This window comes from Nakamurella alba (assembly GCF_009707545.1).
Classification (GTDB): domain Bacteria; phylum Actinomycetota; class Actinomycetes; order Mycobacteriales; family Nakamurellaceae; genus Nakamurella; species Nakamurella alba.
The window spans coordinates 320,684-334,787 of sequence record NZ_WLYK01000009.1 but is presented as its reverse complement, the minus strand read 5'-3'; the positions used below and the strand labels follow the sequence as shown (position 1 = coordinate 334,787).

Annotated in this window: 12 protein-coding genes; 9 read left to right on the top strand and 3 right to left on the bottom strand. The window is 70.1% G+C overall.

Annotation, left to right across the window (positions count from 1 at the left end):
- Positions 1 to 495: 495 nt before the first annotated feature.
- Together miaA and dapF are read left to right on the top strand one after the other, a co-directional pair.
- Entirely contained in the window at positions 496 to 1,437 is a 942-nt protein-coding gene (gene miaA, locus GIS00_RS21630) for a tRNA (adenosine(37)-N6)-dimethylallyltransferase MiaA (RefSeq protein WP_322098276.1), read from the top strand.
- A gap of 31 nt (positions 1,438 to 1,468) precedes the next feature.
- A complete protein-coding gene (gene dapF / locus GIS00_RS21625; protein WP_322098275.1) occupies positions 1,469 to 2,380 on the top strand; it encodes a diaminopimelate epimerase in 912 nt (303 codons plus the stop codon).
- Positions 2,381 to 2,512: 132 nt separating this feature from the next.
- Here dapF and GIS00_RS21620 read toward each other — a convergent pair whose 3' ends face one another.
- Both GIS00_RS21620 and GIS00_RS21615 read right to left on the bottom strand, forming a co-directional pair.
- The gene (locus GIS00_RS21620; protein ID WP_154770497.1) at positions 2,513 to 3,031 is read right to left on the bottom strand and encodes an MFS transporter; all 519 of its coding nucleotides are present in this window, start codon (positions 3,029 to 3,031) and stop codon (positions 2,513 to 2,515) included.
- Positions 3,032 to 3,064: 33 nt separating this feature from the next.
- Positions 3,065 to 4,018 (bottom strand): MFS transporter, encoded by a 954-nt coding sequence (locus GIS00_RS21615; protein WP_196073398.1) that lies wholly within the window; start codon positions 4,016 to 4,018, stop codon positions 3,065 to 3,067.
- 70 nt (positions 4,019 to 4,088) lie between these two features.
- On the opposite strand from GIS00_RS21615, the gene GIS00_RS21610 reads away from it, so the two are divergent.
- The 3 genes from GIS00_RS21610 (at position 4,089) to tatA (ending at position 6,948) form a co-directional block, all read left to right on the top strand.
- A complete protein-coding gene (locus tag GIS00_RS21610) occupies positions 4,089 to 4,658 on the top strand; it encodes an ArsR/SmtB family transcription factor (protein WP_154770495.1) in 570 nt (189 codons plus the stop codon).
- Between the two features lie 294 nt (positions 4,659 to 4,952).
- Entirely contained in the window at positions 4,953 to 6,455 is a 1,503-nt protein-coding gene (gene hflX, locus GIS00_RS21605) for a GTPase HflX (protein ID WP_154770494.1), read from the top strand.
- 190 nt (positions 6,456 to 6,645) lie between these two features.
- Positions 6,646 to 6,948: a Sec-independent protein translocase subunit TatA gene (gene tatA, locus GIS00_RS21600; protein WP_154770493.1), complete on the top strand. Its 303-nt coding sequence runs from the start codon at positions 6,646 to 6,648 to the stop codon at positions 6,946 to 6,948.
- 116 nt (positions 6,949 to 7,064) lie between these two features.
- On the opposite strand, the gene lexA is transcribed toward tatA, so the two are convergent.
- Complete coding sequence (lexA, locus tag GIS00_RS21595; protein ID WP_154770622.1) at positions 7,065 to 7,811, bottom strand: transcriptional repressor LexA; 747 nt, start codon at positions 7,809 to 7,811, stop codon at positions 7,065 to 7,067.
- A 505-nt stretch (positions 7,812 to 8,316) separates the two neighbouring features.
- On the opposite strand from lexA, the gene GIS00_RS21590 reads away from it, so the two are divergent.
- The 4 genes from GIS00_RS21590 (at position 8,317) to GIS00_RS21575 (ending at position 14,090) form a co-directional block, all read left to right on the top strand.
- Complete coding sequence (locus tag GIS00_RS21590) at positions 8,317 to 8,862, top strand: LysM peptidoglycan-binding domain-containing protein (protein ID WP_196073397.1); 546 nt, start codon at positions 8,317 to 8,319, stop codon at positions 8,860 to 8,862.
- A gap of 461 nt (positions 8,863 to 9,323) precedes the next feature.
- The gene (gene nrdR, locus GIS00_RS21585; RefSeq protein WP_154770491.1) at positions 9,324 to 9,806 is read left to right on the top strand and encodes a transcriptional regulator NrdR; all 483 of its coding nucleotides are present in this window, start codon (positions 9,324 to 9,326) and stop codon (positions 9,804 to 9,806) included.
- 350 nt (positions 9,807 to 10,156) lie between these two features.
- Positions 10,157 to 13,042, top strand: a complete 2,886-nt coding sequence (locus tag GIS00_RS21580) for a vitamin B12-dependent ribonucleotide reductase (protein WP_154770490.1) — start codon at positions 10,157 to 10,159, stop codon at positions 13,040 to 13,042.
- A gap of 91 nt (positions 13,043 to 13,133) precedes the next feature.
- Positions 13,134 to 14,090, top strand: coding sequence for a hypothetical protein (locus GIS00_RS21575; protein ID WP_154770489.1), 957 nt, complete (start codon positions 13,134 to 13,136; stop codon positions 14,088 to 14,090).
- Positions 14,091 to 14,104: the final 14 nt, after the last annotated feature.

The following is a 14,104-nucleotide window of genomic DNA, read 5'->3' as shown; positions in this document are numbered from 1 at the left end:
GCCTCCGTGGCGGGAACGTCTGTGACCGGTGCTTCGGCGGCAGGCGCCTCCGTGGCCGGGGCCTCTGCAGCAAGGGCGTCAGCGGTGACATCTGCGGGTGACTCCGCACCGGCCTCGGGATCCTGCACCGCGGATCCGGCCTCGGGTGCCTCGCCGTTGCCCGGCTCGCCGGCTGTCCCGGTGGGCCCAGCCGGCTCCGTGACCTGGGTCGGGGCGACCTCCGGTGCCGCTGCGACCTCGGCGGGAGCGGTGTCGTCGGGCGTGTCGTCGGCGGTGCGGGCGGACATGTCCTCTGTCATCGGTGCGGGCCTCTCTGCTGCTCGAGGGAGCATCTGCTCCCGGCACCCACGGTGCCCCAGTGTGCGACGGGCCACATGTCCCGGCGATCGGTCCCAGTGTGCCCGCAGTGGGTGCCGGTTCACCAGCGGGTTCGCCGGATCGACGAGGATCCGGCGTCCGCGGTGCCGGACCCGCCAGGGAGGTTAGCCTGCACCCGTGACCGACCCCGCGGCCGACCACCGCCCTGCGCTGCTGCGGCCGGTGGTGATCGGCGGGCCCACCGCCACCGGCAAGTCCGACCTGGCCCTGGACCTGGCCGAGGCGCTCGACGGCGAGGTCGTCAACGCCGATTCCATGCAGCTCTACCGGGGGATGGACATCGGCACCGCCAAACTGCCGGTCGCCGAGCGGCGCGGTCTCCCGCACCACCTGCTCGACGTCCTGGACGTCACCGAACCGGCCAGTGTCGCCACGTACCAGCAGCAGGCCCGCACCGCGATCGAGGAGATCCTCGGCCGCGGCCGCACACCGGTACTGGTCGGCGGGTCCGGCCTCTACATCGGCGCCGTGATCGACGAGATCGAGTTCCCGGGGACCGACCCCGCCGTCCGCGCCGCGCTGGAGGCCGAGTTGGCCGCGGTCGGTCCGGCCGAGTTGCACCACCGGCTTGCCGCCCTCGACCCGGCGGCCGCGGCGGCGATCGACCCGGGTAACGGCCGGCGGTTGGTGCGGGCGCTGGAGGTGGTGCAGGTGACCGGCCGGCCGTTCACCGCGGTGCTGCCCCGGCCGGGCGCGCCGCGGTACGGCGCGCTGATGGTGCTGCTGGACCGGCCGACCGCGGAGCTGGACGAGCGGATCGGCCGGCGGGTCCGGCAGATGGTCGACCTCGGGCTGCTCGACGAGGTGGTCCGGCTGGACGCCGTCGGGCTGCGGACCGGGCTCACCGCGTCCCGGGCCCTGGGCTACCGGCAGATGCTGGACGTCATCGACGGCGCCATGACGATGGAGGCGGCGATCGACGCGACCGCCGCCGGCACCCGGCGCTTCGTCCGGCGACAGCGGTCCTGGTTCGGCCGGGATTCCCGCTGGCACCGGTACACCCCGGGCAGCGCGACCGCCGGCGACGTGCTCGGCCTGCTCCGGTCCGGCGCCGCGTGATCGGCGGTCCTGTGCTCGATATCCTGGCGGGGTGACCGTGACCGAGCAGTGGGCTGCGTCCGCGGACGGCGGGCCGGCCGACGCCGGGGTGGCCGGGATCGCGTTCACCAAGGGCCACGGCACCGAGAACGACTTCGTGCTGATCCCCGATCCGGAGGACCGGCTGACCCTGGACGAGGAACTCGTCCGGTCGATCTGTGACCGCCGCGCCGGGATCGGGGCGGACGGCGTGATCCGGGTCGTGCCCGCCTCCGGTGACGCCGTCGCGGACGGGGCCCGGTGGTTCATGGACTACCGCAACGCCGACGGCTCCCTCGCCGAGATGTGCGGCAACGGCGCCCGGGTCTTCGCCCGGTACCTGGTGCACCGCGGCTGGGAGGCGCCCGGCGCCTTCGAGTTCGGCACCCGGGGCGGCGTCCGCTCCGCCGTCGTGCCGGAACCGGGGACCTTCGGCGAGGTCAGCATCGGCATGGGACCGGTCACCCTCGGTCCGGAGAGCTGGACCGACCTGGCCGGCCGGCACTGGAGCGGGCGGGCGGTTGATGTCGGCAATCCGCACCTGGCCTGCTTCGTCGACGGCACTGCCGGCGATCTGGGCGAACTGGACCTCACCCGTGGCCCGGTGTTCGACCCGGCGGTGTTCCCGGCCGGGGTGAACGTCGAGATCGTCGTGCCCGCCGCGGCCGGTCCCGACGGCGTCGAGGGCGTCCGGATGCGCGTGCACGAGCGGGGGGTGGGGGAGACACGTTCGTGCGGGACCGGCACGGTCGCGGTCGCCGCGGCCCGGCTGGCCGCACTGGGACGGACCAGCGGCACCGTCGACGTCCACGTCCCCGGCGGTCAGGTCCGGGTCGACCTGGCGACCGGCGACGGCCGGGTCTTCCCGGAGTCCGTGCTCACCGGCCCGGCCGTGCTGGTGGCGACCGGCGTCCTGCAGTTCTGACCTCGTGCGGGGTGCTCACGAGCCCGGTTCCGCACTCGCGTCGGAGGGACCGGACCACGGTTCCGACGCCGATCCTGTTCTGACGCCGGTGCTCTACTGACGCCGGTCATGTCCGGTGACCGGCCGCGTTGATCACCGGCCGGGCGGCTGCTCGCCGGTGCCGTCGGCAGTTGCGGAAGAGCCGGTTCCGGTGACGCGGGCGGTGGCCGGCTCGGTGGTCAGCATCGGGCCGGGTGCGGTGGTGCCCGCTGTCGGCGCCGGGGCGTCGTTGCCGCCGGTGGTCCCGATCGGGGCCGACGATGCCGGTGCCGCCGGGCCCGGCGCCGACGTCGTCGATGCATCAGGTGTGAACTGCTCCGGCTCCGACAACTGACGCAGGCGCCACAATTTCGGGGTGCACACCGGGACGAACGCGAGCAGGCCGAAGGCCGCGGCCACCCAGAGCGTCGCCGTGGTCCCGATCGCACCGGCCAGCGCACCACCGAGGAACGCGCCCACCGGGATGGTGCCCCAGACCAGGAATCTCGCCGAGGCGTTCATCCGACCCAGCAGCTCCGGTGGGCACAACCGTTGCCGGAAGCTGACTGTCGCGACGTTGTAGGCGACCACCGCGGCACTCACCAGGAAGCCGCCGACGACGAACGTGGGCACGGCCGGGAGCACGGACGCGAGCGGGGAGGTGAACTAGCACACCAACATCGCCGCCGCGGTCACCGTGATCGCCGCGCCCTCGCCGATCCGGCGGGCGAGCCGTGTGGTGATCAGCGCGCCGAACAGACCGCCGACGGCCGCGGCCGAATCGACGATGCCGATCGTCAGGGCCGACAGGTGAAGGTCCCGGACCTGGTACAGCACGATCAGCGCGCCGATCGCGGCGCCCGCGAGATTGCCCAGCCCGGTGCAGGCGATCAGTCGCCGCAGCAACGGATGTCGGACGATGAAGCGCAGTCCTTCGGCGATCTCCACCCGCATCGGTCGTCGGTGCGCGCGCGGCGCCGGGGTCTCCCGGTGCCGGATCCGGGACAGCCCGACCGCCGACAGCAGGTAGCCGACGGCATTCACCCCGATCACCGGCAGTGCGCCGAGCCAGGTCAGCACCAGGCCCCCGATCGCCGGCCCAGCAGCCATCGACACCGACTGGCTCGCCTGCAGTTTCGCGTTGCCCTCCACCACATGGTCGCGGTGCACCAGCAGCGGGAGGTAGGACTGGTAGGACACGTCGAAGAACACCGTCGACATGCCGATCGCGGTCGCGACGACCATCACCTGGACGATGCCGAGCAGCCCCAGCCAGCCGGCGACCGGCAGCGACAGCAGCAGCAGGGCGCGCAGCAGATCGACCAGCAGCATGATGCTGCGCTTGGCGTACCGGTCGACGATCGCGCCCGCCGGCAACCCGATGATCAGGAACCCCAGTCCGCCGAGTGTGGCCAGCAGCCCCATCTGGAACTCGTTCGCGTGCAGCACGGTGACGGCGAGGTAGGGGATCGCCAACGCACCCAGTGCCACCCCGAGCTGGCTGGCCGTGTCGCCGGCCCACAGCCGGCGGAAGTCCGCGTGGTGCCACAGGCTCCGGCCCTGCCCGCCCTGCCCGCCCGACGGTGCGACCTCCGGGTGCGGCGGTGGGGTGTGGGTCACCGGCACAGCGTGCACCGACTCATTGGGAGATGTCAATCGGTCAACGCGCCCACCGGGCTACGCTGAAGGCATGTCCTCACCCGCCCGGGAGCCCGGGACGGACCGGGGCGCCGATGCCACGAGCGGCGATCCGGCCGCCCGCCGCCCGCCGACCGATGCCGAGCGCCGCGCGCTGGCCAGCGTGATGCGGCTGCGGATCCTGCGGATGTGCCGGTACGAGCCGCTCACCAACAAGGCCATCGCCGACCGGCTGCACCGTGACCCGGCCACCGTCCTGCACCACGTCCGGACCCTGGTCAACGCCGGGTTCCTGCAGGCCGGCGACCCCCGCAGCGGTCCCCGCGGATCCCGCGAGGTGCCCTACCGCGCCACCGGCAAGTCCTGGCAGCTCGACCTGGCCGGGACGGGGGAGTCGGCCGCCGGTGGGAACACCATCCTGCGCACCTTCTTCGAGGAGGTGTCCGAGGTCCCGGCCCACACCGTCGACACCACCCGCCTCGGACTGAAACTCGATCCCGACGACCTGGCCGAGTTCCGCCACCGGCTCTGGACCCTGCTCGACGAGTACGCCCGCAAGGAGCCGGACGGGGACGGCGATCCCTGCTCCGTCTTCGTAGCGGTCTACCCCGAACCCAGCTGACGCGCGGTCCGCGCCCGCGGCGGCGGTACCCGATCCGTGCCTTCGGCGACAGTGCTCCTCTGCGCCTCCGGCGACAGCGCCCGATCTGCGCCTCCGGCGACAGTGCCCGATCTGCGCCTTCGGCGACAGTGCCCACATGCGCCTTCGGCGCAGTGCTCGATCTGCGCCATCGGCGCGGTGCTCCTCTGCGCCTGCGGCACAGTGCCCACATGCGCCTTCGGCGACAGTGCCCACATGCGCCTTCGGCTTAAAGAGGTGGCCGGACGGGTGGCGCTGAGGCACCCTGGTAGCCATATGAGTATTCACGAACACGACCCGATCGCTGCCGCGCCGGACCTGGACGAGCAGGGCTCCTGGCAGGACGAGCAGAGCACCGGGCAGTACCGCACCGACGGCGGGCCGTACGCCGGCAGTCGCGGCGACCAGGACCTCGCCGACCGCGTCTCGCTCCGCCGCGTGGCCGGGCTCTCCACCGAACTGACCGATGTCACCGAGGTCGAGTACCGCAAGCTCCAGCTGGAGCGGGTGGTGCTGGTCGGTGTCTGGGCCGGTACCGGCGCCCAGGGGGCGGCCGACGCCGACGCCTCGATGACCGAACTGGCCCGGCTCGCCGAGACCGCCGGCTCCGTCGTGCTGGAGGCCGTCGTCCAGCGGCGCCGCCAGCCGGACGCGGCCACCTACATCGGGTCCGGCAAGGTCGAGGAGCTGTCCGAGATCGTCCGCGCCACCGGCGCCGACACGGTGATCTGCGACGGCGAGCTCTCGCCCGGCCAGCTGCGCAACCTGGAGGAACGGCTCAAGGTCAAGGTGGTCGACCGGACCGCGCTGATCCTGGACATCTTCGCCCAGCACGCCCGTTCGAAGGAGGGCAAGTCGCAGGTCGAGCTGGCCCAGCTGAACTACCTGGTGCCGCGGCTCCGCGGCTGGGGTGTCGCGTTGTCCCGGCAGCGGGGCGGCCGGGTGGCCGGCGGCGCCGGGATCGGGTCCCGCGGTCCCGGTGAGACGAAGCTGGAGATCGACCGTCGGCGGATCCACAAGCGCATCTCCCAGCTGAAGCACGAGCTGGCCGGCATGCGCCGGGTGCGGGACACCAAGCGTGCGCGGCGGCAGCAGAACGAGATCCCGGCGGTCGCCATCGCCGGCTACACCAACGCCGGGAAGTCGTCCCTGCTCAACCGGATCACCGACGCCGGCGTGCTGGTCGAGGACGCGTTGTTCGCCACGCTGGACCCGACGACCCGCCGGACCCGGACGTCGGACGGCCGCGAGTACACCCTCACCGACACCGTCGGCTTCGTCCGGCACCTCCCGCACCAGCTGGTCGAGTCGTTCCGCTCCACGCTCGAGGAGGTCGCCGATGCGGACGTGCTGCTGCACGTCATCGACGGGTCGGACGCCCGGCCGCTCGAGCAGATCTCGGCCGTCCGCGAGGTGCTGGCCGAGATCGACGCCGCCAAGGTGCCGGAGATCCTGGTCGTCAACAAGGTCGACGACGCCGACCCGGCGACGTTGATGGAGCTGCGGCACCAGTTGCCGGGCGCGGTGTTCGTCTCGGCGCGGACCGGCGAGGGCATCGGGCACCTGCGCGAGATCCTCGCCCAGGCGCTGCCGGAGCCGGCGGTCGAGGTGACGGCGCTGATCCCGTTCACCGAGGGGTCCCTGGTGTCGCGGATCCACGCCGAGGGCACCGTGCTGGCCGAGACCCACGTCGCCGACGGCACTCTGCTGTCCGCGAAGGTGCACCGGGATCTCGCCGGGCAGTTGCTGAACTACCGGACCACGCTCTCGCCGGCCTGACCACCAGTCCGGTCACCGTCCCGGACCGAATCACATCGTGAATTCAGGCTGAATCACAGCCGGTACCCGGTGGTGACCTGTGGTGGTCACGGATCACCGCAGGTAGTCTGGAAACGGCGGTCGTGCTGGATGCGCGGTCGTTGCCCACACGGGTTGTTCGTCCGGTGGGTTGTGGATGGAGGAGGTCGTCATGGGTGGTTTGTCCTGGTGGCACTGGCTGCTGATCGTTGCGGCCTTCGTGCTCCTGTTCGGTGCCAAGAAGCTGCCCGACGCCGCCCGCGGTGTCGGTCGTTCGCTGCGCATCCTCAAGTCCGAGGTGAGCGCGATGCACGACGACGACGCCGCCCGGAACGGCGCTGCCACCCCGCCCCCCACTGCTGCGCCGGCCCCGCCGGTCGCCGCGCCGGCGCAGATCGCCACCCCGGCCGCCCAGCCGGTGCAGCCGACCACGTCGGTCAACGGCGTTCCGGTCGATCAGCAGCGCGCCGGCTGATCCCTCTCACCTGAGACCGCTCCATCAGAAGGGCCCCACCGACCTGCCGGTCGGTGGGGCCCTTCTGTGTGTGTGGGGGTGATTCTGTGTGGGCACCTCTGTGCCCCGGCAGATGCTCAGACCTTGCGCAGCACCGCGACGACCCGACCGAGGATGACGGCCTCGTCCCCGTTGATCGGCTCGTACGCCGGGTTGTGGGGGAGGAGCCAGATGTGGCCGTCCCGGCGCCGGAACGTCTTCACCGTGGCCTCGCCGTCGATCATCGCTGCCACGATCTCGCCGTTGTCGGCCACCGGCTGCTGCCGCACGACGACCCAGTCGCCGTCGGTGATGGCGGCCTCGATCATCGAGTCGCCGACCACCTTGAGCAGGAACAGCGTGCCTTCGCCCACCAGGTCCTTCGGCAGCGGGAAGACGTCCTCCACCGATTGCTCGGCCAGGATGGGTCCACCGGCCGCGATCCGACCCACCACCGGCACATACGCCGGCTCCGGGTGCGCCGTGGTGTCCGACGGATCGTCCTCGGCCGGCCGGATGTCGACCGCGCGCGGCCGGTTCGGGTCCTTGCGGAGCAGACCCTTGCGCTGCAGCACCGCGAGCTGGTGGGCCACGGACGACGGCGACTTCAGCCCGACCAGCTCGCCGATCTCCCGGACCGACGGCGGATAGCCGCGGCGCTCGATCGACTGTCGGATGACCTGCAGGATCTTCCGCTGCCGGACGGTGAGCACGCTGCCGCGCGGCGGCAGGTCGGGGAACTCGCGGACCGTCGCCGGTCGCTGACCCTCGCCGGCGGTCTCGGCCGGGTCCACCGCGCCGCCCAGCACCTCGATGCCGACCTTCTCCCCGCCGTTCTCCGGCATGCCTGCCGTCGTGTCCGTCCGGGCCTCGTCGCCCTCGGACGGTGATGTCGTCGCCACCTGCCGGTCCCCTCTCGTCTCCGCGGCCGCACCTGCTGCGGTCGCGCATGTCCCTCTGTCCCGCTCCGGATGCTGCCTGCTGCTTGTTGCCTGGGCCCGGCGGGCCGAGGGCGGTGCCTGTACGGCCCGCCCGGGTCCGTCCCAGGTGTTGCCGTCTCCCGGGTGCTGCTGTTCTGACTTGTTCTGAACATGTCCTTCGACCTGCCCCACGGTAGGCGTCGGAAGATCACAATTCAAACATGCGTTCGACCAACACGCCGATGGATCTACCGACTGTCGGTGGGACCGTGTACAAAATCGGTCAGGCGTTCGATAGAACGCCCGTTCGACCTCTCGGTCGCTTCCGCAGGAGCGGGCCGACGTCGGACAGGGCAGGTCGTGGCGGTCCCGGGGTCGGGTGCCGTGGGGCCGAGAGGTGAGCGAGGCGGACATGACGGTGACTTCGACGATGACTTCGACGACGACCACCCGACCGGCGACCGGTCGGACGGCCGACCGGGCGCAGGGGTGGGCCGACGCCCACGGTGCGGTCGTCGGTCGTCCGTCGGGGCACGAGCTGACCGAGGCCGGCCGCCGCGCCGCGCGGCGGCGCGACCGCCGCGCGGCGCTGCGCCGCCCGCCGTCCGCACTGGTGCCGTCGGGCGCGCGCCGGTCCGTCCCGACTGCGGCCGGCTCCTCCTCGGTGGCCTGTGCAGCCCCGTCGCTGCGCGTGGTGGCGCCGGTGGGGCCGAGTCGGCGGATGCGCCTGGCGACCACCCTGACCGTCGCCGTCGCTCTCGGGGCGATCGCGTTCCGCCTGTTCGCCGGGATGTCGGAGCCGGCTGCTCCGCGCGAGGTGACCGTGCAGCCCGGCGACACCCTGGTCTCCATCGCCGTGCAGGTGGAGCCCGGCTCCGACCCGGCGCTCGTGGTGCGGGAGATCAAGGCGCTGAACGAGCTGACCGGCGACGACGTCGCGGTGGGTGACCGGCTGCAGGTTCCGGCGGCCGGCTGAGTCACGCGGACGGCCCTGTGTGTCGTCGGCACGACCCGCCGACGGTGACGAAGCGAGGGTGCGATCGCGGCGTGTTCGCACGGGGGAGTGCTTGTTGCCGCGACGCGCCGTACGGCGCGCCGAAGGTTGCATCCGCGTCGGTGGCGATCTACCGTCAACCCCAACATCTAGTAGTTACACGGATGTAAGCCATCAACAGGTTGTGCACCTCGATCCAGTGGTTGTCCACAGGATCAGCGGCCCTTCCACTCGCGGTCCACATTCGGATGTGGACCGCAGCCGGAAGTCGCGAGGTGTGTACGGCGTTGTGGATGGAGTGGGTACGGATGTGGACACCGATGGACGGTCTCGTCGCCAGTGACGGGAATGCCAGGTGATCGTGTCCGGTGGTCGCGGTCCGGCGAGGCCGGGACCGGTGTTGATCTGAGTGCAGTTCCGAGCGAGGGGGAGGTGACCGATCGATGAGGTGCCCGTTCTGCCGTCATGCCGACTCGAGGGTCATCGACTCCCGTGAGGTGGACGACGGGCAGACGATCCGTCGCCGTCGCTCGTGCCCCGAGTGCTCGCGCCGGTTCACCACCGTGGAGGAGGCCATCCTCGCCGTGGTCAAGCGGAGCGGTGTCACCGAGCCGTTCAGCCGGGCCAAGGTGATGGTCGGCGTGCGCCGCGCCTGCCAGGGCCGCCCGGTCGACGAGGACGCCCTCGCCCTGCTCGCCCAGCAGGTCGAGGAGGCGATCCGGGCCACCGGCGCCGCCGAGGTCCCCAGTCAGGAGATCGGTCTGGCGATCCTCGGTCCGCTGCGCAGCCTGGACGAGGTCGCCTACCTGCGGTTCGCGTCCGTCTACATGTCGTTCGAGTCGGCGGACGACTTCGCCGCCGAGATCGAGAAGCTCCGCGCCGACCATCCGGCGTCCGGCTCACCACCGGGTCTACCCGCCGGCTGAGCGACCGACGCCCACCAGGGCGTGCAGGTGTCGTCGGGCGGGGAGATCCGCAGGACGACAGGGCATCGGCGCCCGTGGGTCGGTTCGCCGGCCCGGAGGCAGGGCCTCCACGCATCGGCCGGCCGTCACGGGTGGGCAGAGACAGCCATCCACCTCGCTCCGCAGGGTGGGAACCGGCAGTCCGAGGGGCCCAGGAACTCCGGGCACCGGCAGCAGTCAGCACCACGTGAACGTCAGCACGTCAACAGAAGCACCTGATCGACAGCCCCGATCAGCACGAGCACCACCAGTCAGCACCGGAACATCCGGAGTCGCCACGGCTCCGGCAGCCAGGGAAGGGAACCCCGCCCATGACCGAGACACTCGGCACCTCAGGTTCGAGCAAGTCGCGTCGCAGCCGCACCGCCGCCGCGGGACTGCGGCTGGAGCGGCTCTACACGACCGCCGGCGTGCACCCGTACGACGAGGTCACCTGGGAGCGCCGGGATGTCGTCATGACCAATTGGCGCGACGGCTCGATCAACTTCGAGCAGCGCGGCGTGGAGTTCCCCGAGTCCTGGTCGATCAACGCGACGAACATCGTCACCAGCAAGTACTTCCGCGGTGCCGTCGGTACCCCGCAGCGTGAGTCGAGCCTGCGGCAGATCATCGACCGGGTGGTGAACACCTACACCGCCGCCGGTGTGGAGAACGGCTACTTCGCCACCGACGAGGACACCGAGATCTTCAGCCACGAGCTGACCTGGATGCTGCTGCATCAGGTGTTCGCCTTCAACTCGCCGGTCTGGTTCAACGTGGGAACCCAGTCCCCGCAGCAGGTCTCGGCGTGCTTCATCCTCGCCGTCGACGACACCATGGACTCGATCCTGAACTGGTACCGCGAGGAGGGCCTGATCTTCAAGGGCGGCTCCGGCGCGGGGCTGAACCTGTCCCGTATCCGCTCCAGCAAGGAGCTGCTGTCCTCCGGCGGCACCGCCTCCGGCCCGGTGTCCTTCATGCGCGGCGCCGACGCCTCCGCCGGCACCATCAAGTCGGGCGGCGCCACCCGCCGCGCCGCGAAGATGGTCGTGCTGGACGTCGACCACCCGGACATCGTCGAGTTCGTCGAGACCAAGGCCAAGGAGGAGCACAAGATCCGCGCGCTGCGCGACGCCGGCTTCGACATGGACCTCGGCGGCGACGACATCGTCTCCGTGCAGTACCAGAACGCGAACAACTCGGTCCGTGTCTCGGACGAGTTCATGCGGGCCGTCGAGCAGGGCAAGGAGTTCGGCCTGCGCGGCCGGCAGACCGGTGAGGTGATCGAGACCCTCGACGCCCGCACCCTTTTCGACAAGATCACCGCCGCCGCCTGGGAGTGCGCCGACCCGGGCATCCAGTACGACGACATCATCAACGACTGGCACACCTGCCCGGAGTCGGGCCGCATCAACGCCTCGAACCCGTGCAGCGAATACATGCACCTGGACAACTCGTCCTGCAACCTGGCGTCGCTGAACCTGCTGAAGTTCCTCTCGGCCGACGGCCGGTTCGACGCGACCTCGTTCAGCAAGGCCGTCGAGTTCGTCATCACCGCGATGGACATCTCGATCACCTTCGCCGACTTCCCGACGGAGCCGATCGCCGAGACGACCCGCGCCTTCCGCCAGCTGGGCATCGGCTACGCGAACCTCGGCGCGCTGCTGATGGCCACCGGGCACGCCTACGACTCGGACGGCGGCCGCTCGCTGGCCGCGGCGATCACCTCGCTGATGCAGGCCACCGCCTACCGCCGCTCGGCCGAGCTGGCCGGCGTGGTCGGCCAGTACGACGGCTACGCCCGGAACGCCGATGCCCACAAGCGGGTCATCCGCAAGCACGCCGCGGCCAACGACTCGGTGCGCACCATCGGCACCGACGACGCCGCCATCCTGAAGCTGGCCACCTCGGTCTGGGCCGACACGATCGCCACCGGCGAGAAGAACGGCTACCGCAATGCGCAGGCGTCCGTGCTGGCGCCGACCGGCACCATCGGCCTGATGATGGACTGCGACACCACCGGCGTGGAGCCCGATCTCGCCCTGGTGAAGTTCAAGAAGCTGGTCGGCGGCGGCTCCATGCAGATCGTCAACCAGACCGTGCCGCGGGCGCTGGCCGCGCTGGGCTACCAGCAGGAGCAGATCGAGGCGATCGTCGAGTTCATCGGCTCGCACGGTCACGTCGTCGACGCCCCCGGCCTGAAGCGCGAGCACTACGAGGTCTTCGACTGCGCCATGGGCGAGCGGTCCATCGCGCCGATGGGCCACGTGCGGATGATGGCGGCCGTCCAGCCGTTCATCTCCGGCGCGATCTCCAAGACGGTCAACATGCCGGAGGCCGCCACGGTCGCCGACGTCGCCGAGATCTACACCCAGGGCTGGAAGATGGGCCTGAAGGCGCTGGCCATCTACCGCGACAACTGCAAGGTCGGCCAGCCGCTGTCCGCGGCGAAGAACGACAAGTCCGAGGCGAAGGCCGACACCGCAGCCGCTGCTGTGACTCTGCCGGTCGAGGCCGGTCCGGTCCGCCGGCGGCTGCCGAAGAAGCGCCCGTCGCAGACGGTCTCGTTCACCGTGGGCGGCGCCGAGGGCTACCTGACCACCGGCTCCTACCCGGACGGTGGCCTCGGTGAGGTCTTCATCAAGCTGGGCAAGCAGGGCTCCACCCTGGCCGGCGTGATGGACGCCTTCTCGATCGCGGTGTCCGTGGGTCTGCAGTACGGCATCCCGCTCGAGTCCTACGTCGCCAAGTTCACCAACCTGCGCTTCGAGCCGGCCGGCATGACGGACGACCCGGACGTGCGGATCGCCACCTCGGTGATGGACTACCTGTTCCGCCGCGTCGCGCTCGACTACCTGCCGGTGGACAAGCGCGCCGAGCTGGGCATCTTCTCCGCCGAGGAGCGGACGGCGCAGGTGTCGGCGAACTACGGCAGCGACGTGGCCGAGACCCTGCGCACCTCGGTGGACGCCACCCCGCAGGTCACCCCGGCCGCCGAGGTCAAGGCCAACGCCGCCGGCGCCGAGCCCGCCGCGGTCGAGACTGTTGCGGTGACGGTCGCTCCGGCCGGCAAGGCCGGCAGCTCCACCGAGTTGCTCGAGCTCGTCATCGGCAAGTCGGCCGACGCCCCGCTCTGCTTCACCTGTGGCACCAAGATGCGCCCCTCCGGTGCCTGCTACGTCTGCGAGGGCTGCGGCTCCACCTCCGGCTGCAGCTGATCCCGAACGTCCCCACCGGGCCGTCGTCCTCACGGACGGCGGCCCGGTTGAGGGCCCACGCTCTTGCTGTTTCGATCGACAGGCAATGGCCATGACACTCATCGTTTCGGTGTTGACCCCAAGTTTCGCATCGGTCCTTTCCGATCGACGCCGAACTTCGTTCAATCCCGTCAATGGCGAGATCATCGACTTCAATGATGACGAGACCAAAACTTTCGTACTCAATGGTACGCATGTTGCTGGGTACTCTGGGCCGGTCAGGGTGGGTTCGGATCGAATCAGAATCGAAGATTGGGTGGTTCAACGGCTCAGTGGCGTAGAGCCGGAACAGTTTTGGGAAGAACTCCGCGTTGGACTGGAAGAGGTCTGCGAGGAATTGGGCTGGTTACTCCCGTGCGCATTCACGGCGGTTGGGTTCCAAGCGTCTGGGGAACCTCAGCGAGTACTGATCACGAACAGCGCGACTCCGCAAGGTCGATACCAAGCAACCAGGCCGCGGTACGCGTGGAATTTTGAGATTCATCGCCAGGAACTTGATCGGGCGGATTTCCTTGTTGAGTCAGTAGGTGTGGCGCTTACTCGGCAACAGCGACTCCATTTGCAGCGCTCTTTGAGGATCGATTCCACTGATCCTATTCGGATGCGCGATAGCATGCTTGAAGTTCTAAAGCGCGTAGCGAATTCGGAGTTGGGGAAGACCGTTAGTGATGATGCGATTATCTCGTCGCTCCCGCGAACGGCGGTGCCGAGTATGGGACTGGCTCTTTGGCTGGATGAGCCCTCCGCGCGAGATTGGGCCACATACGAGGTGTCGATGATGTATCGAGACTTCAAAGGCTCTCAGCCCATGAATACGATGCTTAGTCAGCCGGCGCGCGTTAATGGGGGATCCTTCTCCATCCTGGGTGCGCGGTCAATCGTCAACACCGCAGACATGGTCTTCTTGCCAGGGGAAGATCCAGCGAAGGTGGACGGTCGCGAAATACTTGATCGGATCTTTTCGCCGGTCATGATTGAAGGTCGAATGGACTTTCGAAACCCCAATTGAGATGGCCCGCCTAA